Source organism: Paenarthrobacter sp. 10N417 (assembly GCF_056394745.1).
Genome location: NZ_JBFTIL010000020.1, coordinates 44,804 through 69,198 on the forward strand (window position 1 = coordinate 44,804; position 24,395 = coordinate 69,198).

The 24,395-nt window shown below is 62.3% G+C and carries 24 protein-coding genes; 11 read left to right on the forward strand and 13 right to left on the reverse strand.

Annotated features, from left to right (window positions below):
- Positions 1–3 precede the first annotated feature (3 nt).
- Together ilvA and AC1DCM_RS20785 are read left to right on the forward strand one after the other, a co-directional pair.
- Positions 4–1,242: a threonine ammonia-lyase gene (ilvA, locus tag AC1DCM_RS20780; RefSeq protein WP_442002655.1), complete on the forward strand. Its 1,239-nt coding sequence runs from the start codon at positions 4–6 to the stop codon at positions 1,240–1,242.
- Positions 1,243–1,254: 12 nt separating this feature from the next.
- On the forward strand, positions 1,255–1,869 hold the full coding sequence (locus AC1DCM_RS20785) for a rhomboid family intramembrane serine protease (RefSeq protein WP_442016741.1): 615 nt from the start codon (positions 1,255–1,257) through the stop codon (positions 1,867–1,869).
- 132 nt (positions 1,870–2,001) lie between these two features.
- On the opposite strand, the gene greA is transcribed toward AC1DCM_RS20785, so the two are convergent.
- Positions 2,002–2,496: a transcription elongation factor GreA gene (gene greA / locus AC1DCM_RS20790; RefSeq protein ID WP_442002657.1), complete on the reverse strand. Its 495-nt coding sequence runs from the start codon at positions 2,494–2,496 to the stop codon at positions 2,002–2,004.
- Positions 2,497–2,647: 151 nt separating this feature from the next.
- Entirely contained in the window at positions 2,648–3,106 is a 459-nt protein-coding gene (locus AC1DCM_RS20795; protein ID WP_442016742.1) for a DUF4307 domain-containing protein, read from the reverse strand.
- A 76-nt stretch (positions 3,107–3,182) separates the two neighbouring features.
- Between AC1DCM_RS20795 and mca the strand changes: the two genes are divergently transcribed.
- The 3 genes from mca (at position 3,183) to AC1DCM_RS20810 (ending at position 6,629) form a co-directional block, all read left to right on the forward strand.
- Positions 3,183–4,088 carry a mycothiol conjugate amidase Mca gene (gene mca / locus AC1DCM_RS20800; RefSeq protein ID WP_477519542.1) on the forward strand — a complete coding sequence of 302 codons (906 nt, stop codon included), beginning with the start codon at positions 3,183–3,185 and terminating at the stop codon, positions 4,086–4,088.
- Positions 4,089–4,192: 104 nt separating this feature from the next.
- Positions 4,193–4,492, forward strand: a complete 300-nt coding sequence (locus AC1DCM_RS20805) for a hypothetical protein (RefSeq protein WP_477519543.1) — start codon at positions 4,193–4,195, stop codon at positions 4,490–4,492.
- On the forward strand, positions 4,470–6,629 hold the full coding sequence (locus AC1DCM_RS20810) for a thioredoxin domain-containing protein (RefSeq protein WP_477519544.1): 2,160 nt from the start codon (positions 4,470–4,472) through the stop codon (positions 6,627–6,629). Before AC1DCM_RS20805 ends, AC1DCM_RS20810 begins: the two co-directional genes overlap by 23 nt.
- On the opposite strand, the gene trhA is transcribed toward AC1DCM_RS20810, so the two are convergent.
- Positions 6,622–7,263 (reverse strand): PAQR family membrane homeostasis protein TrhA, encoded by a 642-nt coding sequence (gene trhA / locus AC1DCM_RS20815; RefSeq protein WP_477519545.1) that lies wholly within the window; start codon positions 7,261–7,263, stop codon positions 6,622–6,624. The genes AC1DCM_RS20810 and trhA overlap by 8 nt on opposite strands.
- A 152-nt stretch (positions 7,264–7,415) precedes the next feature.
- Here trhA and AC1DCM_RS20820 point away from each other — a divergent pair, with 152 nt between their 5' ends.
- Both AC1DCM_RS20820 and AC1DCM_RS20825 read left to right on the forward strand, forming a co-directional pair.
- Positions 7,416–8,177 (forward strand): isoprenyl transferase, encoded by a 762-nt coding sequence (locus AC1DCM_RS20820; protein WP_442002663.1) that lies wholly within the window; start codon positions 7,416–7,418, stop codon positions 8,175–8,177.
- A 263-nt stretch (positions 8,178–8,440) separates the two neighbouring features.
- Positions 8,441–9,808, forward strand: a complete 1,368-nt coding sequence (locus AC1DCM_RS20825) for a PhoH family protein (RefSeq protein ID WP_442002709.1) — start codon at positions 8,441–8,443, stop codon at positions 9,806–9,808.
- Positions 9,809–9,973: 165 nt separating this feature from the next.
- On the opposite strand, the gene AC1DCM_RS20830 is transcribed toward AC1DCM_RS20825, so the two are convergent.
- Both AC1DCM_RS20830 and AC1DCM_RS20835 read right to left on the reverse strand, forming a co-directional pair.
- Positions 9,974–10,618 (reverse strand): GNAT family N-acetyltransferase, encoded by a 645-nt coding sequence (locus AC1DCM_RS20830; protein WP_477519546.1) that lies wholly within the window; start codon positions 10,616–10,618, stop codon positions 9,974–9,976.
- 75 nt (positions 10,619–10,693) lie between these two features.
- The gene (locus tag AC1DCM_RS20835; RefSeq protein ID WP_477519547.1) at positions 10,694–11,512 is read right to left on the reverse strand and encodes a hypothetical protein; all 819 of its coding nucleotides are present in this window, start codon (positions 11,510–11,512) and stop codon (positions 10,694–10,696) included.
- Positions 11,513–11,574: 62 nt separating this feature from the next.
- Between AC1DCM_RS20835 and AC1DCM_RS20840 the strand changes: the two genes are divergently transcribed.
- From AC1DCM_RS20840 to AC1DCM_RS20850, 3 genes are all read left to right on the forward strand, one after another.
- Positions 11,575–12,120 carry a prepilin peptidase gene (locus AC1DCM_RS20840; protein WP_477519548.1) on the forward strand — a complete coding sequence of 182 codons (546 nt, stop codon included), beginning with the start codon at positions 11,575–11,577 and terminating at the stop codon, positions 12,118–12,120.
- A gap of 133 nt (positions 12,121–12,253) precedes the next feature.
- Entirely contained in the window at positions 12,254–12,757 is a 504-nt protein-coding gene (locus AC1DCM_RS20845) for an META domain-containing protein (RefSeq protein WP_477519549.1), read from the forward strand.
- A 4-nt stretch (positions 12,758–12,761) separates the two neighbouring features.
- Complete coding sequence (locus AC1DCM_RS20850) at positions 12,762–13,238, forward strand: NUDIX hydrolase (RefSeq protein WP_477519550.1); 477 nt, start codon at positions 12,762–12,764, stop codon at positions 13,236–13,238.
- Position 13,239: 1 nt separating this feature from the next.
- On the opposite strand, the gene AC1DCM_RS20855 is transcribed toward AC1DCM_RS20850, so the two are convergent.
- From AC1DCM_RS20855 to AC1DCM_RS20875, 5 genes are all read right to left on the reverse strand, one after another.
- The gene (locus AC1DCM_RS20855) at positions 13,240–14,901 is read right to left on the reverse strand and encodes an MDR family MFS transporter (protein ID WP_477519551.1); all 1,662 of its coding nucleotides are present in this window, start codon (positions 14,899–14,901) and stop codon (positions 13,240–13,242) included.
- Complete coding sequence (locus AC1DCM_RS20860) at positions 14,898–15,566, reverse strand: TetR/AcrR family transcriptional regulator (protein WP_477519552.1); 669 nt, start codon at positions 15,564–15,566, stop codon at positions 14,898–14,900. Before AC1DCM_RS20860 ends, AC1DCM_RS20855 begins: the two co-directional genes overlap by 4 nt.
- Before the next feature lie 140 nt (positions 15,567–15,706).
- Positions 15,707–17,134, reverse strand: a complete 1,428-nt coding sequence (locus AC1DCM_RS20865; RefSeq protein ID WP_442016753.1) for a class II fumarate hydratase — start codon at positions 17,132–17,134, stop codon at positions 15,707–15,709.
- 87 nt (positions 17,135–17,221) lie between these two features.
- Positions 17,222–17,836: a carbonic anhydrase gene (locus AC1DCM_RS20870; protein ID WP_477519553.1), complete on the reverse strand. Its 615-nt coding sequence runs from the start codon at positions 17,834–17,836 to the stop codon at positions 17,222–17,224.
- A 56-nt stretch (positions 17,837–17,892) separates the two neighbouring features.
- Positions 17,893–18,576, reverse strand: a complete 684-nt coding sequence (locus tag AC1DCM_RS20875) for a DUF4245 domain-containing protein (protein ID WP_477519554.1) — start codon at positions 18,574–18,576, stop codon at positions 17,893–17,895.
- 201 nt (positions 18,577–18,777) lie between these two features.
- Between AC1DCM_RS20875 and glpX the strand changes: the two genes are divergently transcribed.
- A complete protein-coding gene (gene glpX / locus AC1DCM_RS20880) occupies positions 18,778–19,800 on the forward strand; it encodes a class II fructose-bisphosphatase (RefSeq protein ID WP_431120164.1) in 1,023 nt (340 codons plus the stop codon).
- Between the two features lie 711 nt (positions 19,801–20,511).
- Here the strand turns inward: glpX and AC1DCM_RS20885 are convergent.
- From AC1DCM_RS20885 to AC1DCM_RS20895, 3 genes are read right to left on the reverse strand one after another with little or no spacing between them, the layout of a single operon-like run.
- A complete protein-coding gene (locus AC1DCM_RS20885) occupies positions 20,512–21,447 on the reverse strand; it encodes a lipid II:glycine glycyltransferase FemX (RefSeq protein ID WP_477519573.1) in 936 nt (311 codons plus the stop codon).
- Between the two features lie 2 nt (positions 21,448–21,449).
- Entirely contained in the window at positions 21,450–22,700 is a 1,251-nt protein-coding gene (manA, locus tag AC1DCM_RS20890) for a mannose-6-phosphate isomerase, class I (protein ID WP_477519555.1), read from the reverse strand.
- Between the two features lie 53 nt (positions 22,701–22,753).
- Positions 22,754–24,394: an LCP family protein gene (locus tag AC1DCM_RS20895; protein ID WP_477519556.1), complete on the reverse strand. Its 1,641-nt coding sequence runs from the start codon at positions 24,392–24,394 to the stop codon at positions 22,754–22,756.
- Between the last annotated feature and the right edge of the window lies 1 nt (position 24,395).

The window sequence follows — 24,395 nt, forward strand, 5'->3', positions numbered from 1 at the left end:
TCAGTGAATACCCTCGATACCCTGCCCGTCACGCTGGACGATGTCCTCAAGGCGCAGGAGCTGCTCGAGGGCATTATTACCAAGACTCCGGTGGAGTCGTCCCGTGCGCTGGGCAGCCTCGTGGGCGGCAAAGTTTTCTTCAAATGCGAGAACCTGCAGCGTGCCGGATCCTTCAAGGTCCGCGGCGCGTACGTGCGGATGGCCCGCCTGACTGATGCCGAGAAGAAGCGCGGCGTGGTGGCTGCCTCTGCAGGCAACCACGCTCAGGGCGTAGCCGTAGCCGCGAAGAGCCTGGGCATCAACGCCCGCATTTATATGCCGCTCGGTGTCGCTCTGCCCAAGCTTGCAGCAACGCGCAGCCATGGTGCCGAAGTTATCCTGCACGGCCACAACGTGGATGAAGCACTGGCCGAAGCTCAGCGCTACGCCAACGAAACGGGCGCAGTCTTTGTGCACCCCTTTGACAACGTGGACGTCGTCGCGGGCCAGGGAACCATCGGGCTGGAGATCCTGGAACAGATCCCGGACGTAGACACCATCCTCATGGGCGTGGGCGGCGGAGGGCTTCTTGCCGGCGTCGCGGTGGCGATCAAGGCCAGGGCCAAAGAGCTCGGACGCGAGATCCGGGTCATCGGGGTACAGGCGGAAAACGCTGCTGCCTACCCTCCGTCCCTCGCTGCAGACGCCTTGGTGCCGCTCAAAAAGGTCTCCACCATGGCCGACGGCATCGCAGTGGGACGCCCAGGGCAGCTCCCCTTCAGCATCATCCGCGAGCTCGTGGACGATGTTGTGACTGTGAGCGAGGATTCCCTTGCCCGGGCCCTGATCTTCCTGCTGGAACGGGCCAAGATGGTCGTGGAGCCGGCAGGGGCCGTGGGAGTAGCCGCGCTGATGGATGGCAAAATCGAAAACCCGGGGAACACCGCCGTCGTGCTTTCCGGTGGCAACATCGATCCGATGCTGATGCTCAAAGTTATCCAGCGTGGTCTGTCGGCCGCGGGCCGGTTCATGACAGTCCGCATGATGCTGGATGACCGCCCGGGCTCACTGGCGACTATTGCCCGCATCATTGCCGAAAACGACGCCAACGTCACGGGCCTTGACCACACGCGCCTGGGCGGCTCCATCAGCATGGGCGACGTCTCCATCACCATAAACCTGGAAACGAAAGGCCACGAACACGGCGAACAGGTCCTCGGTGCCTTGAGGGCCGAAGGCTTCCAGCCGATCGTGGTGCACTGACGGGAGTTGCATATGGTGCTCGAAACGCCTGACGGATCCAAGGCCGAGGCCAAGGAGACACTCGCGGGCCGAGCCAAGGGTGGCCTGCTGTTCATGGGCAGTTTCGTGATCCTGCTGTATGTGATCGAGTTCCTGAACACGCTGATGAGGCACGGCCTTAACAGTACTTTTGGACTTCGATCCCGCAGCGTGGACGGCGTGCTGGACATCCTGACGTTTCCGCTGCTGCACGCGAACCTCAACCATTTGCTGTCCAACACCCTGCCCCTCATCATCTTCGGCTTCCTGGTTTTCCTGGCCGGTATCAGGGTCTTCCTCACAGCCTTGGCCTTCAGCTGGCTGGGTTCGGGCCTGACCGTGTGGCTTATCGGTGGCGGAGGCGTGACAGTGGGGGCGTCAGGGCTGGTGTTCGGATTTTTTGCGTTCCTGCTGGTCAGGGGCTTCTTCAACAGGAGCTGGTGGCAGATTCTGTTATCCGTGGTGCTCTTCATGGCGTACGGCAGCATCCTCTTCGGGGTGCTGCCAACCGTCATGGGCTTTATTTCGTGGCAGGCGCATCTGGGCGGGGCCATTGGGGGGATCATCGCGGCCATCCTGTTGCGTCCCAAACCCCAGGCTGCACTCTGACCCAAGTGAGTCGCAGTTGTGCGCGTTATGAGCCCTCAAAACGCGCTCTGCTGCGACTTAGTTGGGCACGCACACGAAAAACGCCGGCCCACCCCGCAAAGGGGTGGACCGGCGTCGGGTTCTTGGCGCTGCCTAGGCGACGTACGGCTTGGCGGAGACGATCTCCACCGGAATTACCTTGCCGTTGGGGGCGGTGTAGCTGAGCTTGTCGCCCTCCTTGTGGCCGATGATGGAGGCACCCAGCGGAGACTTCTCGCTGAAGACATCGAGGTCGGAGTCGCCGGCGATCTCACGCGAGCCGAGCAGGAATGTCTCTTCGTCCCCGGCGATGCGGGCAACAACCAACATGCCGGGCTCTACGATTCCGTCATCGGCAGGGGCTTCGCCAACCTGGGCATCGCGCAGGAGCGCGGTGAGCTGACGGATGCGGGCTTCAATCTTGCCCTGCTCTTCCTTGGCTGCATGGTATCCGCCGTTTTCCTTGAGGTCGCCTTCTTGGCGGGCGGCTTCGATCTTCTGGACGATTTCCGCCCGGCCAGCGCCGGAAAGGTGGTCCAGCTCAGCCTTCAAGCGGTCGAAAGCTTCCTGGGTAAGCCAAGCTGCTGTGGCGCTGTTGGTGGTAGACACGGATTTCTCCTCTTGATCTGACAAAGCAAAGACCCCGCCGAGGTGGCCACTCGTGAAACTCAGTAACCAACTTAACGGGGTGAAGGTTTCATCCATTGTAGTAAATCCTCTGGACGAACCCAAACTGGTTGAGTTGTGGGTCACACGATTGTTATTTCCCGCTGTCCACGATCCAGCAATTATCCACTACGCCGGCGACGGCGGGGGACTCGGTTCTCAGCACCGTGCGCTGGGCTGTTGTGCTCCCGCCATCGGCACCGTCCTTGGGCTCATTGGGGCCGATCACCACCACTTTCCAGCCCACCACCGCGAACTTGGAATCCATGGCCTTCACGGCGCATTTGGCAGTGGCTCCCGGGTATTTGGTGACTTGGTAGTCGACCTCGGCCTGGGTGCCATCGACAGTGCTGTAGCCGATGTCCTTGAAGGTCACCGGAGCCTGTGCAGAGGACGTTGCGACCCATGCTGCGAACACAATTCCGAGGATCAGGGCCACGATGACGATGTTCCGCTTCGATGCGCGGGTCAAGCCGCGCTTTTGACCACCGTAGCGATTGGCTAGGCTGTTGCTTGCCGGTAGTTCGTTGGCCGATAGGTCCTCTGAAGTCACCTATCCAGTTTAGTGCGGATCCCGGCACCTCCTGCACAGTCCTGATTTGCACCATCCATGAAAGAGGAGCCGTCAAGTGACAGCGTCCAGCAGTTCCGAGCAGCAGCTGCGGCTGCTCGCCGTCCACGCTCATCCGGACGATGAGTCCAGCAAGGGTGCAGCGACCATGGCGATGTACGCAGCTGCAGGAGTAGACGTCATGGTCGCCACCTGCACTGATGGATCCAGGGGCGACATCCAGAACCCTGGCATGGTGGACGCTCCGCACCCCAAACGCGACATGGCAGGTGCGCGCCGGTTGGAAATGGCCAATGCGGCGGCTGTGCTTGGTATCCGGCAGCGCTGGCTTGGCTTCGTTGACTCTGGCCTGCCCGAGGGTGATCCCCTTCCGCCTCTCCCGCCGGGATGCTTTGCCCTGCAGCCATTGGAACGCGCTACGGCTCCGCTGGTCCGTCTGGTCCGCGACTTCAAGCCCCACGTCATCATCAGCTATGACGAAAACGGTGGCTATCCGCACCCGGACCACATCATGGCCCACAAGGTTGCCGTGGAGGCGTTCGAGGCAGCGGGTGACGCCTCACGCTATCCCGGAACAGGGGAGCCCTGGGCGCCCAGCAAGCTCTACTACGATCGCGCCTTCAGCCCCGAACGCTTCCGTGCACTGCACTTTGCGCTGGAAGAGGCCGGGCTGCAGTCGCCGTATGCTGAGCGGCTCGCGGCGTGGCTTGAAGCAGATGCCGAGGGCCACACTCCTCCCGCTCCCGCGCACCAGACCACCACGCAGGTGGACTGCGGCGACTTCTTCGAGGCGCGCGACGACGCTCTCCGGGCGCACCGGACGCAGATCGATCCCATGGGCTTCTTCTTTGCGGTCTCACCTGACTTGCAACGTACGGCGTGGCCTTGGGAGGACTACACGCTGATCAAGTCCAGGGTGTCTACGGAGTTGCCGGAAAAGGACCTGTTTGCGGGGATAAGATAGGTGTTGCCACCAGTTTCTATCGTTTGTAGAAATCGCCGGCGGCCATCGAACAGCTTCGCGCTGAAGCCAGCCGACATGCATCAGCTCCCATAGAAGGTTTGAACGTGCACTACTTGATCCTCGCCCTGACCGTCACTCCGTCGCCGGACCCCACCGGGACGCTGCGGCCTGGCCTGTCCGAGGACCAGGTGACACCCGGGACCTGGGGCTTCGTCCTCACGGCCTTCGTCGTGATCCTCTCGACGTTCCTCATCGTGGACATGGTTCGCCGTATCCGCCGGGTTCGGTACCGTGCGCAGGTGGAGGAGGCACGCTTGGCTGCAGAAGCCGGAACCCTTGATACTGCGGGCGGCGACGCCGGCACCACGGATGAGAACGGCGATGCCGCTCCCGGAAGCCGCTGACCCACGCGGAAACAACTGGCCCGGGGCTGCGAACGTCCTGGGTTCGGAACCGTCTGCCTATTTGCGCCAACACGCAGGTAACCCGGTCTTCTGGCGTCCTTTCGGCGACGAAGCTTTCGCCTTCGCCGCAGCCCGGGATGTCCCCGTCTTCCTCTCCATTGGCTATGCGGCATGTCATTGGTGCCATGTCATGGCCCATGAATCCTTTGAGGACCAGGAAACTGCGGATTACCTGAATGTCCACTTCGTGCCCGTCAAGGTGGACCGCGAAGAACGACCGGACGTCGACTCCGTCTATATGACGGCCACGCAGGCCATCAGCGGCGAAGGCGGCTGGCCAATGTCCGTTTTCCTGACTTCGGAGGGCCTCGCCTTCCATGCGGGCACATACTTCCCGCCCGTTCCCTTGCCCGGACGGCCGTCCTTCCGGAACGTGCTTGAAGCGGTCCACGAGGCGTGGGTTGAACGCCGCGAGGCTGTGGAGCAAAACGCCAGGGGACTGGCCGCGAACATAGCAAACGCCCAGCTGTCATCTGCCGTTCGGCTTGACGGCCCGCCCGAGGTACTTGATGCACAGCTGCTTTCGGATGCAGTAACGGTTTTGGCCCGGTCAGAAGACCCCGACGCCGGTGGGTTCGGCAGCGCCCCAAAGTTCCCGCCGTCGGCGGTACTTGAGTTCCTCATCCGTCACGCAGCGGCACGGTCGGAGACATCGGAGGCCGCGCGTGACATGGCCGCACGCGCGCTGGCCGGAATGGCACGTTCGGCATTATGCGACCAAATCGACGGCGGTTTTGCCCGGTATTCGGTCACGGCGGATTGGTCCGTGCCGCACTTCGAGAAGATGCTCTACGACAATGCCCAACTCCTGCGCGTCTACGCGCACTGGTCGCGGCTTGGCGGCAACGACGTGTTCTCCGCTGAGGAAGCGGCGGAGGTAGCGTCCAGGTGTGCGGACTGGATGCTGGCCTCCCTTGGGCTGCCCGGGGGTGGACTGGCTTCATCACTGGACGCGGATACCGTGGTGGACGGGGTGCACCATGAAGGCGCAGCGTACCTCTGGACGCCGGCATCCTTGCTGGAAGTCCTCGGCCCTGGTGACGCCGAGGAGGTTGCACGCATGATGAATATTGGTGCGCAGGGGACCGTCTCGGAATTGGGTTCGCCTCTGCATCCGGGCCGGCCCCTGTCGGCTTCCGAAACCGCGCTTTGGCGCCGCGTCAGGCCATCACTCCTGGCCTCGCGCGATCTCCGGAACCAGCCTGCCAGGGACGAGAAAGTTGTGGCGGGTTGGAACGGGCTCGCGATCGCCGGGCTTGCCGAGGCGGGAGCCATACTGGATCGCCCGGACCTCGCCGCTGCAGCTGAGAACGTTGCCGAGTATCTCGAGAAGGTGCATTGGAACGCCGAACACGGACTGCTGGTCCGGGTCTCGCACGATTCCAGGGCGCGGGGGATCGGGGGACTCCTGGAAGACTACGCATTCTGTGCAGAGGGCCTGTTCTCGCTGTACGCCGTGACGGGAAAAAAGCGCTGGTACCGACTGGCGGAACACATCATCCGGGCCGCCGAAGCGCGTTTTGTCGAGGACGGGCATCTCGCCGATTCGGCCGGGGAATCTGCCCAGGTGTTCAACGCCCAAGGGCAGCGGGCTGCCCTTGATCCGTTCGACAATGCCACGCCGAGCGGGGCTGCTGGATTTGCCGGAGTGCTGCTGACGTATTCGGCGTACTCAGGCTCCCACGCCCACCGACTCATGGCCGGGAATATCCTGGGCCTGCTTCCTTCGCTGGCCACACGCGCGCCCCGTGTTGCCGGTTGGCTCCTGGCCACGGCGCAAGCGGCGCTGGCAGGGCCGGTGGAGGCCGCCGTCGTTGGTCCCCGGTCGCGTTTGCGGCAGGAACTGCACGGAGCTCTCCTGAAGTCTGCCAGCCCCGGGCTGGTGGTCGCGTTGCGAGAGAACGACGCCGTGTCCCCGGCTGTTGATGGCGAGGTCCCGTTGCTGCTTCATCGGACGGGTGCGCCTGATGGCTCGCCCCAAGTGTATTTGTGCCGGGATATGGTGTGCGAGATACCGGTGGGGACCGTTGCGGACGTGCAATCAATGCTGGCGCGAATGACCTCCGGCGCTAGCTGAGGACAGCCATCATGATGGCGATGAAGTGGGCCGCGAACGCCAAGACGGTGAAGGCATGGAAGAGTTCGTGAAACCCGAAGTGTTGAACGCTGAAATTTGGCTTCTTGATGGCATAGAAGACCGCGCCTGCTATGTAGAGGGCGCCGCCCACGCAAATGAGCGTGGCAGAGGCGGCATTCGCTGTGAAGAACTGCGGAAGGTAAAAGAGCGCCCCGCAGCCCAGCGCAATATAGATCGGGACGTATAACCAACGCGGGGCGTCGGTCCAGAGAACCCGGAACAGCACGCCGGCAATGGCCGAGGACCAGATAATCCACAGCAACGTGACGGCTTGGGATCGCTCCAGAAGCGACCAAGCCAGCGGCGTATAGCTTCCGGCGATCACCAGCATGATGTTGGTGTGGTCCAGGCGCTTGAGCACCAGCCGGGTCTTCGGGGACCAATTTCCGCGGTGATAAACGGCGCTGACGCCGAAAAGAAGGACGCCCGTTACCGCATAGATGGCGGAGGTGAATTTTCGATCCGGCGTGGGGGCAAGTGACACCAGGACGATTCCGGCCGCGAGGGCGAAAGGGGCGGCAACGGCGTGGATCCAACCGCGCCATGCGGGCTTGATAGTGAGCAGCTCGGCCATCGTTAAAGAATAACCTACGCTTCAGTAAGTTACTGATCAGTAGCTCCCGCGCGATGGGAGTTTGACTCTCGCTGCACCAGTGGGGCAGCTCGGGAAGGTAGCCTTGGAGGTGCGCCGTCGTCGTAAAAGTAAGGAAGTCAGGTGAGAGTCCGGTGGAGCTGCCCGGTTTCCTCTATGGCTACTACGAACGTCAACTCCTTCGCTCCCTGAAGCAAGACCGCATCCCCAGGCATATCGGTGTCATGGTGGACGGCAACCGCAGATGGGCCCGTCAATTCAACGCGCCGACCAGCCAGGGACATCAGGCCGGGGCGGACAAAATCCACGAGTTCCTTGGCTGGTGCCAGGAGCTTGGCGTCAAAGTAGTGACGCTGTACATGCTCTCCACGGACAACATGAACCGCTCCGGCGAAGAGCTTGACCTGCTCATGGGCATCATCGCCAACACCATGGACCGGCTGGATGAAAACGAGGACGTCTCTGTGCACGCAATGGGCGCACCAGAGCTTCTCCCGGACTACCTGGCCGATCGCCTGAACAAGCTGACCGCCCGGACCCCGGTCCATGAAAAAATCCATGTGAACGTGGCAGTCGGCTATGGCGGGCGGCGTGAAATCGTCGACGCCGTGAAGGAACTCCTCCGCGATGCGGTCGCCAAAGGGCGGACTATGTCCGACGTCGCAGATGAACTTTCGGTGGACGACATCTCAAGGTTCCTTTACACGCGCGGCCAGCCGGATCCGGACCTTGTCATCCGAACTTCCGGTGAGCAGCGGCTCTCCGGATTCCTGATGTGGCAGAGCGCCTACAGCGAGTTCTACTTCTGCGAAGCCCTCTGGCCGGCGTTCCGCAAGGTTGATTTTCTGCGGGCGCTCCGGGACTACGCCGGACGCCAGCGTCGCTTCGGCTCCTAGGTGCGCTTCGGTTAACCAGGAATTAATCAGCTGGCAATGCGACTTGCCGACGCAGGTTTCGGAATTTTCTGTGAGTGGGATTACGTTAATCCCATCAGCAGGCAAAACCGCCCGCTGATCGGGGAGGCCAGTAGATGGAGCGAACTATCGCACCAGTTACATGGGAGGCCACGCCCGGCCTTCCGGCCGAGCCGCTTCACCATTAGGCCGGGCGACCGCCCGGGGCTGGAGTCGATGTGGCTATTTCTGAGCAACTGCCCACAATGGTTTCTGACGGGGAAAGTGCAGCTACCTCTCGCGCCAAACGGGTTTCATCGGGGGAACGGACAGCATCGTCTGCAGTGGGCCGCAGCTATGTGATCGATACATCCGTCTTGCTCTCAGACCCGCACGCACTGCTGCGCTTCGCCGAGCATGAGGTGATCGTCCCGATCGTGGTCATCAGCGAACTCGAAGGCAAACGCCACGATCCCGAACTAGGTTACTTTGCCCGCAAAGCCCTGCGGCTCCTGGATGACCTCCGAATCGAACACGGCGGACTGGACCACGCGATACCCATTGGTGCCGACGGAGGCATGCTCCGGGTCGAGATGAACCATATTTCCACAGAGGTCCTTCCCGCAGGCTTCCGTGGCGGCGACAACGACAGCCGCATTCTGGCCGTAGCCAAGAACCTGGCAAACGAGGGCCACAACGTCACCGTGGTGTCCAAGGACCTTCCCATGCGCGTCAAAGCCTCTGCCATGGGACTGCACGCCGATGAATACCGCAACGAACTCGTCAAGGATTCAGGCTGGACCGGCATAGCCGAAGTGGAAGCCAGCGAAGACGAAATCACGACTCTGTATGGCCATGAGCCCGTTTTCATCCCCGCCGCAGCGGAACTTCCCGTGAACACCGGGCTTGTCCTCTTGTCCAACCGCGGCTCGGCGCTCGGCCGCGTAGGGGCGGACAAGCAGGTCCGCCTGGTCAAGGGTGACCGTGACGTCTTCGGACTCCATGGCCGTTCGGCGGAACAACGGCTGGCCATCGATCTCCTCATGGATCCCGCAGTGGGCATTGTCTCCATCGGCGGGCGCGCTGGCACGGGCAAATCCGCACTGGCACTCTGTGCGGGCCTCGAGGCCGTCCTGGAGCGGCGCGAACACCGCAAGGTCATCGTCTTCCGGCCCCTCTACGCCGTAGGAGGCCAGGAACTGGGATACCTCCCCGGGTCTGAAGCGGAAAAGATGAACCCTTGGGCTCAAGCCGTTTTCGACACACTCGGTGCGTTGGTCAGCCAGGAAGTCGTGGAAGAAGTCATGGACCGCGGCATGCTCGAAGTCATGCCGCTCACCCACATCCGCGGACGCTCACTGCACGACGCCTTTGTCATCGTGGACGAGGCACAGTCCCTGGAGAAGAACGTCCTCCTGACCGTGATGAGCCGCATCGGCCAGAACTCCAAGATCGTGCTCACCCACGACGTCGCCCAGCGCGACAACCTCCGTGTTGGTCGGCACGACGGCGTGGCCGCCGTCGTCGAAACCCTCAAAGGTCATCCGCTGTTTGGCCACATCACCCTCACCAGGTCCGAGCGGTCGCCGATTGCAGCCTTGGTGACGGAGCTGCTCGAAGGGGCCGAAATCTAACTGGTCCTTCCCGAACGGTGGTCACTGCCGCGCGGCAACGGCCTCCCGCCGTCGCTTAGACACAACGCAAAAGGACCCGAAGGTCGCTGGGCGACCTTCGGGTCCGATGCGTCGCGATGCGCTCCTTCCCGGAAGCCCGCGGCCACGCTAGCCGCTCAGCTGCGGTTAGCGCTTGAGGTATGTTTTCAGCTCTTCGTGGCCTTGGGCTTTGAGGGTCCAGTTGGGGCGGTTGAAGGTTTCCGGGGTGAGGCGGACTCTTTGGACTTCTTCTACTTTGTCGCCCCAGCCATCGCGGACGAGGCCGTTGAGTTCGTAGCCGAGACTCAGGGAGACGCCCAGGGATTGCTTGTTCCATGAGGCCGCTTCGGACTCGGCCACTTCCGCCTCCAGATAGTCGAGCGCATAGCTCACGACGGCGGCACGCATCTCCTTGCCGAAGCCTTGCCCTTGCGCGGACTGCTTGAGCCAAGAGCCCGTGCTGACTGTTTTGAGGGTGTTGAAATTCTTGGCGCCGATGTCCTGGACGCCCAGGAGGTCCTCGTTGTGCCAGACGCCGAGGAGCAGTGTCCAGGATTCAGGCGTGAATCCGGCCCTGCAGCGCCAGTACCACTGGGCCATGTTGGGTGCGAGCTCGTCGTCCGGGAGTTCTGCCCACGGGGTGCTGAACGGGCTCTTGCCGGGTTCGTGGACGCCGGATCGGGCTGCCGCGACGGCAGCCGGGATATCGGCGTCGAGAACTGGACGGAGGGTCAGTCGGGGAGTCGTGAGCGTGAGTCCGAAGGGCGGCCAGATTTCCGCGAGCGTGGTCATCGGTGCAGCTTAGCCCGGCCGTCGAGGGCATGCGAGTCACAGAGCTGGTGACAGTCTTGGTGGAGCGTGGGGATGTCAGGCTGCTGGGCCAATGTCCCAGGAGATATGGCGCCGAACGTCGGTCAGGTTCATCGATTCGGCAAGGAAGAGATCGTCCAGCATGTATTCGTCAACGGCCAGGATCTTCAGCCAATGACCCTTGCCTGCGGTATCGCCGTCCAGGCTTTGGCTGGCGACGCAGACTCCGGTCCCTGCATCCACCCTGATGAGCGTGCGTCCCGGATGGGCCAAAGGTTGGGAAGGATCCAAGGGCACGTAGGTTCGCCCACGGGTAACCACAGTTTCCAAGGCCAACCGTCCCTCATGGTCAACTTCCCGAGGCTCTTCAAGAGACACGGGATTGGAATCCGGGAACTCCAGGGGGACGGGAGCATTACCGGCAAGTTCCACCGGATCCAGTGCTGCGGCCAGCCGTCCGTTCCCAAAGGAGGGCTCGCCGTAGGCCGCCTCAGGGCGCCTACGGACCAAGCCAGCGGCGTCGTAAACCGGAGTGACGAGGTGCGCCGGAAGCAACCATGAGCGTCGCGTCGCACTGACGTAAAAGTCGTCGCGGGAATCGTTGATGCCCGTGGTGCTGTGCAGCAGCTTTCCGTCGGGAGTCTCCAGACGAAGCGCGCCGGGCCGCCTGAGCCATGCACGGACCATGTTGGCGCCAGTGCCAGGCCGTTCGAGGTATTCGAAACGAAGGCTGGTCCACTTCCATGGTGAAGAACGGGACAGATTGCGGAATGTGGAGGACAAGTCCTGCGCCTGCCCGCCATGCCCGTTAGCTGGCGCAAAACCAGACCCGAAGTCCGGTCCGAAACCTGATCCACCTGCACTGTAGCGCCCCATATCCACAGTTTACCTACGCGTTCAACCCGGCCCCTGGACGAATTCGGGATAGCATCTGCAGGGTGATCCGACGACTCGCCGACCTCTGGAACGCCAGCCCACTGGGCTTCTGGCTGGTGGTTCTTGCCTGCGCGTACTTCGTAGTGATGGCGGTACGCCTGACCATCATTGATGTCCGGAGCCATCTACTGCCGAACCGGATCGTCTTTCCCTCCTATGCGGTGGGCGGCGTCCTATTGCTGGGCGCTGCGGTCCTGGTGTTCGTTGGCGGCCCGGACCCTGGGCTGGATGCCTCGATGTTCGGTATCCCTGGGCTCGGAGTGCTGGCCGGTGGCGGCGTGCTATGGCTGTTCTACTTCCTGCTTCGCCTGGTCTATCCACCCGGTATGGGGTTCGGGGACGTGAAGCTGGCCGGGGTGCTTGGACTCTACCTCGGCTACCTTGGGTGGACCCATGTCTTCGCGGGCACGTTCGCTGCCTTCCTGCTCGGCGGATTGTGGAGCCTGGTGATCCTCGTGTCCAGGCGCGGCACGCTGGGTTCAGCCATCCCGTTCGGACCCTTCATGCTGGCAGGAGCCCTGGTGAGCATGGTGCTTTTACCTGCTTGAACCGTTCGGGCGGAGGCCGCCGGGGCCAACTGCGGCCGAACTGCAACGCTTCTGCGTATTCTGCGGTTCACCGGGCTGCGGCATGCTTAGCCCAGATGGTTTGATGCGCTCAAGACGCCTGGAGGGAGCTGCGGTGCAGGGAAGTAGTTTTTGGTCCGTACTGGGGGTCACCATGACCTGCACTTTGCTGCTCTCCGGCTGCGGGCAATCGGGCAACGTTCCCGGTGCAACCCCGGGGGCCAGCATCCAACCGCTCATGACTCAGCAGCCGGAGCCCTTCTGCGAGGGCGGTCCGCTGGGTTGCTCCACTTTTACGTCCGTGCGCGGAAGCGATGCCACTGGAGACGTAGCGTGGCTCGGGACCCAACCGCTGCAGATCAGCTCCACGCATGTCAACGGGGAGTGGACCCTGCTGGTGAAGACACCGTGCAACGTGCTCAATGTGGAAGTCTCGGTCCAGGACGATGTCTGGGCAATGCGTTCGATGGCCGCCTCCGCCATGGGCTGCCGGGAGCTTGAGGGCAGCTACGAGGGCTGGACCGTCAAGCTCTTTGAGCAGCCTGTTCACTGGAATCTCGACGACGGCGTGCTCACGTTGAGCAACTCACAGGCCACGATCGAATTGAAGGAAAGCTAACGCCATGGGCGCACCGGAATTTATCCTCAAGCTTCGGGAGAAGATCGGGAATGACCCGCTCTGGTTGCCGGCGGTCAGGGGAGTGGTTTTCGACGACGATGGCCGGGTGCTGCTCTGCCAAAGGGCCGACAATCACCACTGGACGGTGATCACGGGCATCCTTGAGCCAGGCGAGCATCCGGCTCCCGGGCTGGTCAGGGAAATTTTCGAGGAAACTGCGGTTGTGGCCGAAACTGAGCGGATCATCGCCGTCGGGGTTGTAGGTCCGGTGACCTTTCCGAATGGCGACATCTGCGACTTTCTGGACATCACCTTCCGTTGCAGATACGTCTCCGGCGATGCTCAAGTAAACGATGACGAATCGATCGACGTTGGCTGGTTCGGCCTGGATGAACTGCCTGACATGAGCGAAGGAAACCTTCAAGCCATCAGGCTTGCCACGGAGCTCGAAGGCCCCGTGGCGTACCAGGTGGAGGACTAAGCTATTTGGCGCTTGCGTCAGCCGGTGCCCGCCGGGGCTCTTGTCCCTCGGCAGAGGCCACATTGGCTTCCAGGCGTTCGGCTTCGAGGCGTTCAGCCTCTGCACCTCCGACGGCCTCGCCCCGCGCCACCATGCCGGCAGTGTCGGAGAGAGGGATCTGCTTGAGCGTGATGGCCAGCAACAATGCAATGGCGATGAACGGAACCAAGTACCAGAACACGGGCGCCAGCGAGTTGGCGTAGGCGTTGACGATCGCATCCCGAAGCTGCTCAGGCAGTTGGGCCAAGGCCTGTGGATCCAGCGTGCTGGTGGACTGCGAGGCCTGCTCGGCAGATGCACCTGCCCCGGTAAAAGCGTTGGTCAAGGATTCAGCAAGGCGGTTGGTGAAGATGGAACCGAACACGGCGACACCCAACGAGGCACCCACCTCGCGGAAGTAGTTGTTGGTGCTGGTGGCCGTGCCAATCTGGTCTGCCGGAACAGAATTCTGGACCACCAGGACGATCACCTGCATGATCAGGCCAAGGCCTGCGCCGAAGATGAAGAGCTGGACACAGATGACCCAGATCGGAGTTTCAGCCGTCAGGGTGGTCAGCCACAACATGGCCGCGATGGTCAGTGAGGCACCAAGGATCGGGTACATCTTATACTTGCCGGTCTTGGAGATGCGGATGCCGGAGTAGATGGACGTTCCCATCAGGCCAACCATCATCGGCACCATGAGCAGACCGGACTCTGCGGCGGAGGTCCCGGAGGACATCTGCAGGAAGGTAGGTACGAAGGCGATCGCCGCGAACATTCCCAGGCCCAGCGTGAAGCCAATGGCCGTTGCGTTGATGAAGATGGGGTTCTTGAACAGGCTCAGTGGAATGATGGGGTCCTCGGCGCGCCGTTCAACCATCACGAAGGAAAATGCCGCCAGAACCATACCTGCTCCGAAAGCCCACGTGAGTGGGGAATCCCAGCCTTCATCCTTCTTGCCGCCGAAATCAGTGAAGAAGATGAGGCAGGTGGTGGCTGCGGAAAGGAAGAGGACACCCAGGATGTCGATCTTCTTCTCAGCCTTCTTGTTCGGCAACGTCAGGGCGAACCATGCCGTGATAAAGGCTGCGATGCCGATGGGGATGTTGATGTAGAAGGCCCATTCCCAGGTTAGGTGATCAACGAAGAATCCACCCAGCAGCGGACCGGCAACGGCCGACAGGCCAAAGATAGCGCCCAAGGGACCCATGTATTTGCCGCGCTCTTTGGCTGGCACGACGTCGGCAATGATGGCCTGCGAGAGAATCATCAAGCCGCCGCCGCCGAGGCCCTGGATGGCGCGGAAGATTACGAAGCCCCAGAAATCCGTGGCGAAGGCACAACCCACGGAAGCGAGCGTAAACAAGGCGATGGCTACGAGGAACAGGTTGCGCCGGCCCAGGATGTCACCGAATTTGCCGTAGATCGGCATGACGATGGTGGTGGCCAGGAGGTAGGCCGTCGTGATCCAGGCCTGGTGCTCCACCCCGCCCAGCTTGCCAACGATGGTGGGCATGGCGGTGGAAACGATGGTTTGGTCGAGGCTGGACAGGAGCATGCCTGCGATCAGCGCCGAGAAAATGATCCAGATCCTTTTCTGGGTCAACAGCAGCGGCTCGGCTGCCTTGGAAAGGGTACTCATGCGTGATCCTTCGGGGTTTCGGCAGGTGTGGTGTCCAGTGGTTGGGCAAAGAGTTTTTGGGCTGCGGCGAGGTTCTGCCGCAGAAGTTCGCGGTAGGGCCGGACGTTGTCCTCGGAGAAGAACTGCTGCGCAGTCTTCTTTGAGACGGCTCCGAAGACGGCTGCAGCCATGACGATTTCGGGGTGCCCGGGTGAAAGGCCTTCGCGGGCCGCTATGAGTTCGGCGAATTGCCGCTCACGGGCTTCGCCTTCAAGCGTCATGCGGCCAAGGAGTTGGGGCTCGGCTTTGATGGCGGCGATGAGCTGGTGGACCTCGGACCGGCTGATTGCCGAACGCTCCATGATGGTCAACGTGAGCTGGTACAAGGCGGCGAGCAAATTGCTCGAGATGCTGTCTGCGTTCTGTACTGGCCCATGATTGAAGTCTTCGATGGCGTCCTGGGGGAGTTCGTCCGAGAACGCGCCGATCACCGCGTCTTCCTTGGAGTGGAAGTAGTTGAAGAACGTTCGCCGCGAGATACCCGATTCTTCGCAGACCTGTTCCACGGTGTATCCGTTCAGCCCGCGTTCTGCGGTCAAGGAACGGGCGACGGCGGTAATCGCCGAACGTGTGGCGGCCCGCTTGCGCTCACGGAGGCCGCCGTCGATATTTGCACTATTGGTCACAAAGTAAAGTTTTGCACTCTTTTATAGAAAGTGCAAAATTTGTAGAGCTTAGGCGCGCGGAGCCTTACACAAACTCCCGGGCACGCCGACGGCCGGCACCTTTCGTGCGAAAGGTACCGGCCGCCGTCGTGCTTTAAGTATTAGTTCTTGTGAGCCGGGGACGTCATAGTGGTGACGTCGAGAGCCTTGTCGAGCTCTGCCTCGGTGACCTTGCCTTCGCCCTCGCCGACGAAGCCAAGCTTCTCTGTGGCCTGGCGGATGGTCAGGCCCTCCTTGACGGCAATCTTCGCGATCTTCGCGGCGTTCTCGTAGCCGATGAACTTGTTCAACGGGGTCACGATCGAGGGGGAAGCCTCGGCCAGGAAGCGGGCGCGCTCAACGTTGGCGGTGATGCCATCGATCATCTTGTCGGCCATGACGCGGCTGGTGTTGGCCAGCAGGCGGACGGACTCCAACAGATTGGCGGCCATGACAGGGATGCCGACGTTCAATTCGAAGGCGCCGTTGGTCCCGGACCAGGCGATCGCGGTGTCGTTGCCGATGACTTGGGCGCACACCATGATGGAGGCTTCGCAGATGACGGGGTTGACCTTGCCCGGCATGATCGAGGAGCCCGGCTGAAGGTCCGGGATGGCGATTTCGCCCAGGCCCGTGTTGGGGCCGGAGCCCATCCAGCGGAGGTCGTTGTTGATCTTCATGAAGGAGATCGCGATGTTGCGCAGCTGGCTGGAGCCCTCGATGAGGCCGTCGCGGTTTGCCTGCGCTTCGAAGTGGTCGCGGGCCTCGGTCAGCGGCAGCCCGGTGTCCGCTGCGAGCAGTTCGATGACGCGCTCCGGGAAGCCGGCAGGAGTGTTGATGCCGGTGCCAACAGCGGTGCCACCAAGGGGGACCTCCGCGACGCGGGGGAGTGCTGCGTTGATGCGCTCAATGCCGTAACGGACCTGGGCGGCGTAGCCACCGAACTCCTGGCCGAGCATCACCGGCGTGGCATCCATGAGGTGCGTGCGGCCGGACTTGACGACGTCCTTGAACTCCTCGGCCTTACGGTCCAAGGATGCTGCCAGGTATTCCAGGGCCGGGATCAGGTCATTGATCAGGGCGGAGGTGGCGGCAACGTGGACGGATGTGGGGAACACGTCGTTGGAGGACTGCGAAGCGTTCACGTGGTCGTTGGGGTGGACCACTTTGTCGCTGCCCGCAGCGGCGAGGGCACGCGAAGCGAGCTCAGCGATGACCTCGTTGGTGTTCATGTTGGAGGAAGTGCCCGAGCCGGTCTGGAAGACGTCAATCGGGAAGTCGCCGTCGTACTTGCCGGTGGCTACCTCATCGGCAGCTGCGGCGATGGCCTCGGCGAGCTCACCATCGAGCACCCCCAGTTCGGCGTTCGCCAGTGCAGCGGCCTTCTTGACGCGTGCAAGGGCTTCGATGTGAGTGCGCTCAAGCGTCTTGCCGGAGATGGGGAAGTTCTCCACAGCACGCTGCGTCTGGGCGCGGTACAGGGCGTTCACGGGGACGCGAACTTCGCCCATCGTGTCATGTTCAATACGGAACTCAGTGGTGGAAGTCATGGGGCTAGCTTAGGGCGATTGGGGCTCGCATCGAAAACCCGGGAGAGAGTGCTACGTGCTCCGGCGCGGAGGCCGGAGCACGGTCCACTAAAGCTTGCCGATCCCGGAAACGAGGGCCGCACGGCCTTCATCGAGCTTGTAGGACAAGCCGACCACCGCCACGCGCCCGTCGTCGATGGCGTCCGAAATCACACGTGAGCTGTCGGCCAGCCGCGCTGAGGTTTGCTTGACGTGCTCCACCACCATGTCATTGACGTCTTCCTGTTCGTTGCGCAGGGACGTCAGTACGGACGGGGTGATGCGTTCCACGAGGTCGCGAATGAACCCTGCAGGCATCTCGCCGGTTTCCACGGCGGCCTTGGTGGCCTTCACGGCTCCGCAGCTGTCGTGGCCAAGAATGACGATCAGTGGAACGCCGAGCTCGGCAATGCTGTATTCAAGGGAGCCGAGGACGGCGTCGTCGATCACCTGGCCGGCGGTGCGCACCACAAAGGCGTCGCCCAAGCCGAGATCGAAGATAATCTCGGCCGCGAGGCGCGAATCCGAGCAGCCAAAGATGACGGCGAAGGGGTTCTGGTTCTCAATGAGTGATGAGCGTCGGGACGCGTCCTGGTTGGGGTGCAGGGATTCACCGGCAACAAAACGTTCGTTGCCCTCTTGGAGGCGTCGCCAGGCTAGGGCGGGAGTCAGATAAGTAGGCACCTGATTACTTTACGGCCCGGAAGTGGCGGGCCGTAAAACTGTTGCGCCGGGTGAGCCTATGAGGACGGCGCCGCAGTTTCGGACGCTGCAGCTGCCTGGTCTACAGACTTGACCACTGCGGCGGCGAGCGTGGCGAACTCTTCAAGGTTGGCAGTGCCGCTCAGAATGATCGTGGTTCCTCGATATTCGAGCACCATGCTGCGCTTGTCCTTGCCGGAATCGTGGAGCTCCCAATCCTGGCCACCGGCGTTACGGGTGCCGGTTACTGGCATGTTGCCGGTCTGCTGCAGCACCCATGTGGGATTCGCCTTGGTGGTCTGGGTGAGGCCGATGAAGGCCTCCTTGGGAGTCAGGTAACCAACTTCCCACGTGGGCACGCCCGTTCCCGTGCCGGATTCCCAGCGGGCGTAATTCGGCTTGAATGTGTCGCCGGTTTCCGGCGTGACAGGTGTGAATCCCGCCACATCGGCAGCGTTGCGCGCTATGGAAGCAACGTCAACGGCGGGCCGAAAGCCCTCACCCTTCGGAGCGGGGTTCATCAACACAATAGGAAGGAATGCCAGGACACACAGCACCAGGGCAATGATCATGCCAATGACAGAGGCATTGGCCCGCTTGGCGGCTTTTGCCGGAATGACGGGTTTATAAGGGGCATCCATAGCGTCCGGGGCGCTGTTGGGGGTTGCCTCTGCGGCCTTGGGCTGGTTGCCGGCAGCGGGCTTGTCCTGCGTTTCACTCACCCCTCCATAGTCCCTCATCCCGGCTGTGAACACACAACCGGGAACCTCACAGCAGGAATTGCCGGCCGTGGTCATCCAGCGACTCCAAACGCATGCGGCGACTATGATCGTTCATAGAGGGACCCCAGGTTGCCTCGTGCAACCGTGTTCCGGTCCCGTGAATCGTCACTCGAAGAAGAGGTTCAAGTGTCTCCTGCACCAATGACCCAGCAGTATTCCACGATTTCGCCGTCGCTCGCCGTCGGCACCGACGAACCCGACCGCAACCTGGCGCTGGAACTCGTCCGTGTCACCGAGGCCGCCGCAATTGCCGGTGGCCACTGGGTAGGTTTCGGCGACAAGAACAAGGCAGACGGCGCCGCCGTCGACGCCATGCGTTCGTTCCTTCACACCGTCCACTTCAATGGCGTCGTGGTCATCGGTGAAGGCGAAAAAGACGAAGCCCCCATGTTGTTCAATGGCGAGCAGGTGGGTGACGGCACCGGTCCCGAGTGCGATGTCGCCGTGGACCCCATCGACGGAACCCGCCTGACCGCCCTCGGCATCAACAACGCCCTTGCCGTCCTGGCAGTGGCCGAACGCGGCTCCATGTTCGATCCGTCCGCGGTCTTCTACATGGAAAAGCTCGTCACAGGCCCTGAAGCTGCCGACATGGTGGACCTGCGCCTGCCCGTGAAGCAGAACCTGCACCTGATCGCCAAAGCCAAGGGCGTCAAGGTCAACCAGCTCAACGTCATGATCCTGGACCGCGACCGGCACCGCCCGCTCGTGGAAGAAATCCGCGAAGCCGGTGCACGCACCAAATTCATCATGGACGGCGACGTCGCAGGTGCCATCGCCGCAGCCCGGTCCGGAACCGGCGTCGACGCGCTGATGGGCATCGGTGGAACCCCGGAAGGCATCGTTGCCGCCTGCGCCATCAAGTCCCTCGGCGGTGTTATCCAAGGCCGCCTGTGGCCCACGTCGGACGACGAGAAGCAGAAAGCGATCGACGCCGGACACGACCTCGACCGTGTCCTCTCCACCAACGACCTCGTCACCTCGGACAACTGCTACTTTGCAGCCACCGGCATCACCGACGGCGACCTCCTCCGCGGCGTTCGCTACTCGAAGGACCGCGTACTGACGCAGTCCATCGTGATGCGTTCCAAGTCCGGCACCGTTCGGTTCGTTGATGCTGAGCACCACGCATCCAAGTGGGAGACGTACGCGCGCAAGCCGTAACCCCTTAGCTAACAGAAGGACGGCGAGCATCGCTCGGCGGCTATCTCCTCGTACCTCGTCGATTTGATGCCGCTTTCGCGATACTCGCCGTCCTTCTTTGTGTCCAGCCGGCTCCGGTTTGCGCGATTTTTTTGGGGGGGAGTGGTGACACCTGAGCTCGATTTCGCTGCGCAAATGGAGTGGGGACGCGCGGATTTGAGTGTCGGGGGTCTGTTGGTGAGTCACCCGGGATGATGCGTGTCGTCAGCCGGCGCACGAGGTGCGCTTCCGGGTTAGGTTCGACGGCGGCGCTCGGGCGAGTGCCGCCGTCGTGCTTTCCGGGGTGGTCGGCCGCCGTGGGTGTGCCGTCGCCACCTACTTTGAGGCTGTACGTGGTCCGACATGCCGTCATTCCGGGCGTGTCACAGTGAGTGTTGAGTCAAAGAGGGTCATGACGGTACGCGGCCCTGGCCGTTGCCGGGTCGCCGGGGAAGGTGCATGTGGTCAGCCGGGGCACGAGGTGCGCTTCCGGGTTAGGTTCGACGGCGGCGCTCGGGCGAGTGCCGCCGTCGTGCTTTCCGGGGTGGTCGGCGGCCGTGGGTGTGCCGTCGCGACCTACTTTGAGGCTGTACGTGGTCCGACACGCTGTGATGGCCGGYGTGTCCCCGCGTCGGCGGCGTCAAAGTGGGTGGTGGAGGCACGCGTTCCTTGTGTTGACTTGGGGGAACTGGCCTAGCGGAGTTTGTCGCGGAGTTTTCTGGCCAGTTGGTAGGCGCCGTAGCGGAGTTTGTTCACTGGGAGGTCCCACGTGCCGGGGTAGGCTACTTCGCGACCACCGAAGGACTTCTTGAAGGACGTGAAGCCCGCCCATTTGTGGTCCGGCTGGTCTTCAGGTGCCACGCCCCAGAGGTCCACGTGCTTCAAGCCCTTCTCCTTGGCATCTGCCATGAGCTTGACCAGGAGCGGAATGCCAGCACTGAGCTTGCGGTGGGTGTCATCCAGCCCTGCGTGGGCATAGGTTCGCGTATCCGAGGAATCGTAAGTGAAAGCTGCAGCGATCGGCTCGCCCTCGAGTTCTGCTATGAACAGCGTTCCTGCGCCGGACGGCAACAAAGATTCAGCCACTTGGGTGAGGTACTCATCGCTTTGTGGCTTGAAGCCGTTGCGTGCTGCCGTCAGATGGAGGAAATGCAGGAGAACTTTGATGTCCGCAGGATCCTGGGATGCGCGGAAAGTCACGCCCTTCTTGTGGATGTTGCGGTAGAGATTCCGGTTGGTCGGCTTCATTCCGGCGAGAACGTCCTTGAAGTCGCCCTCAAGGTCCACGATCCAACTCAACTCCGGCTGCAGGTTCACAGGCGCCGGCTGCAGGCCGCGGGAACGAAGGAGCGTATCGGCCTCGGACGCTGCGAAGCCGGCTGATACAGGTTCCATCCGCACGAAGACGGCACGTTCCCTCTTCGCCAATTCCACCAAGGCCGCCATCGCGGCGTCGAAGGCATCCACGGACTTTGCTACAGGCCCATAAGGGGCGTAGATGACTTTGCCCGCCGGGTTCTTTTCCTCTATCGCGAGGAAGCTCCATCCGGGACCTGACTGCTCATGGACCCGGCGGCCGAGCGAGCGCTGGACCTCAGCCCAAGCGGGGGTCTGCAGAAAGAAGTCCACGCTCACTTACCCAATCCTGTGGTCACGGCGAAGGCAATACTCGTATCGGTGGCGCCTTGAACGGGATGAACATTCACTGGGTTTTCTACCTCAGGGATGAAGGCGGCGCCGCCTCGCTGCAGCGGGAGGTCGCTCTTGGGCGAGTCGAGCACTACGGAACCGGCAACAACCACGACGACGGCGGGACCGGACTGTGCCAGCGGCACCGGTTCGGCACCCGGGCCAAGTTCGATCCGTTGGAGCTGAAACTCCTTGAACGGCGGGCGGTACAGTTCCTGGCCAAACTCCGTTCCGCCGGCTTCAACGTGGGGCACACCCATCGATTCGAAGCGGATGGTCTTGATCAGTTCCGGAACGTCCACATGCTTGGGGGTGAGTCCGCCGCGCAGCACATTGTCCGAGGAAGCCATGACTTCCACACCCAGGCCGTGAAGGTAGGCGTGTACGTTGCCGGCTGGCAGGTACACGGCCTCGCCCGGTTGCAGGGAAAGGTGGTTAAGGAGAAGGGAAATGAGCACACCAGGATCGCCGGGGAAAGCCTCGTTGATTCCCAGCATTGCCGCCAGCGCATCTTCGTGGGGCTCTTGGGGGGCGCCTGCACGCAGGACGGCTTCTACCTCCTGAATGGCATCCGAGACCTCGCTGCCGCCCTCGATCAGGCGTGTGAAGGCAGCTTTGAGGGCTTCGGATTCATTGGGCACGCTGAGGTCGGAAATTACGCCGCTGATGATTGCGGGGACCTCCGCCGCGGCAGAATCCAGCACTTTGGCAAGGTGCTCAAAAACACCTTTGGCTGCTGCAGGGGAGCGGAACCCACACAATGCCCGGAACGGCGTGAGTGCAAAAATCATCTCCGGCTTGTGGTTATCGTCCCGGTAGTTGCGTTCGGAGGAATCAGCGGGGATCCCGGCGGCATTCTCGCGGGCGAAGCCTTCTCGTGCTTGTTCCAAGCTAGGGTGCACCTGCAAAGAAAGTGGCTGCTCTGCGGCCAGAATCTTGGTGAGGAAGGGAAGCCGGGGCCCGAACTCGGCAAGGCTGTCGGCTCCCAGGAAATGGGTAGGATCCGAGGCGATCAGGGCGTCAAGGGGTTGCGTGACCCCATTTGGATGAATGGCTGTGGACGGGGAATCAGGGTGGGCGCCGATCCACATTTCTGCCTCCGGACCACCTGACGCGGGCCGCCCCAGCAAGCCGGCAATCGCCGTCGTCGAACCCCACGCGTAGGGTCGCAAAACATTCTCAATCTGGTACACGAAGGAAAGTCCTTATCGTCGCGCTGAACGTGAGGTGGTGGTGCTGCTGCGGGCTACAGCGGGGCGCATTGCCCATTGGTTGCCACGAGATCCCGGATGCCTTGCTCGTCGCCCTGGGCCTTGAGGCCGTTGAGCAGTTCTTCCGTGATGGGCGTACCGTCCGGTGTGGTGGTCACCGGCGTGAAGTCCGAGGACGACGGCGAGGGCTGCTGGCCCGCGGGCATCGCGGCCGGCAAGCTGCCTGGGACCGGGCCCACTGCCGCGACATTGGAACCCACACTGCCGTTGTTGGACACCATGGAGTCATCGGCCTTGGGGCTGTTCTGGGAGGTCAGCAGTTCCTGGACCTTGGAGTGAATCAGGTCGAAGTCCGGCACCGTGGAGAACGAGGCATCGAAATCGGGAGGGCCAATAGTGAGGCGCTTGACCGGTTGGCTCTTGGACTTCAAGGCAAGGTCCACGAAGCTTCCGAGCTGCGCGGAGGAGATGTTGGATTCCACCACCTTTGTGCCTGCGTTGGCGATGTCCTCGAACTTGGTCAGCAGCGTGCCAGGGTCCAGCTGCTTGAGCATGGCCTGCTGTACACACTGCTGGCGCGCAATACGGGCGTAGTCGTCAACGAATTCACGGGAACGGCCGTACCAGAGGGCGTGGAAGCCGTCCAAGTGTTGGTCGCCGGCAGGGATCCAGCCATCGGGCATGCCGTGGATCCCGTTGGCCTCATCAGTGACGGGACCGCTGATAGGTACCCAGCCGCCGGCCTTGATGCGGATGCCGCCCATGGCGTCGATGAGCTTGGCGAACCCGTCCATGTCCACCAGGACATACGCCTGCACCGTGATACCCAAGGTCCCGGACACCGCTTCCAGTGTTGCCTGGGCGCCGGGATCGGCAACGCCCGGGTACAGGTCCTTGTGATTGTTGGTGACCTCGGTGTTGACGGCGTTGATGAGGCATTCATCGCCGCAGTTATAGCCGTCGGGGTAGATCTTCCGCATGGGGGATCCCTCGCTGAACTGTGCGTTCTGCAGGTTCCTGGGTACGGAAATGATGGCACTTTCACCTGTTTTGGCGTCAACACTGATGACCGACAGGCTGTCCGGACGCCGACCCGTGCGGTCGTCACCGGCGTCGCCGCCCATCATCAGGAAGTTGTAGCGGCCATCCACAGGATCGATGGCAGGGCCCGCGTTGAAGATGCTGCCGATCGCGTTGCGGCTGACGTTCAACACGTAGGCAAGGTAGCCCAATGACCCGCTGGCCAGAACTGTTGTCACGGCAAGGACCACGGCAATAATGGGCCGCATCCCGGGGGCCAGCAGGTTGGGCCGGATGATCCGCAAGGTGTTCAGGAACAGGTAGGCCCAGCCCAAAGCCAGGGCAACGAGGACAACGATGATGAACAGCGAGCCCACGGGATGGGTGACGATGCTGAGCAGCATGCTCCGGTTCACCAGCGCAATCAAGAGCGTCAGCAAAGCCAGGGCCCACACAGTGAGTGTGACGCGAAGGGCGAGGCGGCCCAGCTTGCGGTCACCTGCCACGATCTGGGCACTGCCGGGGATGAAGAGGGTGAGGAGGACCAGCACGAAGGCGCGTTTGGTCCGCACCGGGGCGCTGGCCCCGGATGGATAGCGGACTGGATCAGTCAGGGCGGCGCCGGACTGATTCGGGTTCTTGTGCATGGTGGTCATC

Bases quoted from the DNA above. Each gene is read 5' to 3' on its own strand.
- AC1DCM_RS20785 (WP_442016741.1), top strand. From the start codon at position 1,255: ATGGTGCTCGAAACGCCTGACGGATCCAAGGCCGAGGCCAAGGAGACA.
- AC1DCM_RS20895 (WP_477519556.1), bottom strand. From the start codon at position 24,394: ATGACCACCATGCACAAGAACCCGAATCAGTCCGGCGCCGCCCTGACT.
- glpX (WP_431120164.1), top strand. From the start codon at position 18,778: ATGACCCAGCAGTATTCCACGATTTCGCCGTCGCTCGCCGTCGGCACC.
- AC1DCM_RS20835 (WP_477519547.1), bottom strand. From the start codon at position 11,512: ATGGGGCGCTACAGTGCAGGTGGATCAGGTTTCGGACCGGACTTCGGG.
- AC1DCM_RS20850 (WP_477519550.1), top strand. From the start codon at position 12,762: ATGGGCGCACCGGAATTTATCCTCAAGCTTCGGGAGAAGATCGGGAAT.
- AC1DCM_RS20865 (WP_442016753.1), bottom strand. From the start codon at position 17,134: ATGACTTCCACCACTGAGTTCCGTATTGAACATGACACGATGGGCGAA.
- AC1DCM_RS20825 (WP_442002709.1), top strand. From the start codon at position 8,441: ATGGTTTCTGACGGGGAAAGTGCAGCTACCTCTCGCGCCAAACGGGTT.
- AC1DCM_RS20810 (WP_477519544.1), top strand. From the start codon at position 4,470: ATGCCGCTCCCGGAAGCCGCTGACCCACGCGGAAACAACTGGCCCGGG.
- AC1DCM_RS20855 (WP_477519551.1), bottom strand. From the start codon at position 14,901: ATGAGTACCCTTTCCAAGGCAGCCGAGCCGCTGCTGTTGACCCAGAAA.
- trhA (WP_477519545.1), bottom strand. From the start codon at position 7,263: ATGGCCGAGCTGCTCACTATCAAGCCCGCATGGCGCGGTTGGATCCAC.
- AC1DCM_RS20830 (WP_477519546.1), bottom strand. From the start codon at position 10,618: ATGACCACGCTCGCGGAAATCTGGCCGCCCTTCGGACTCACGCTCACG.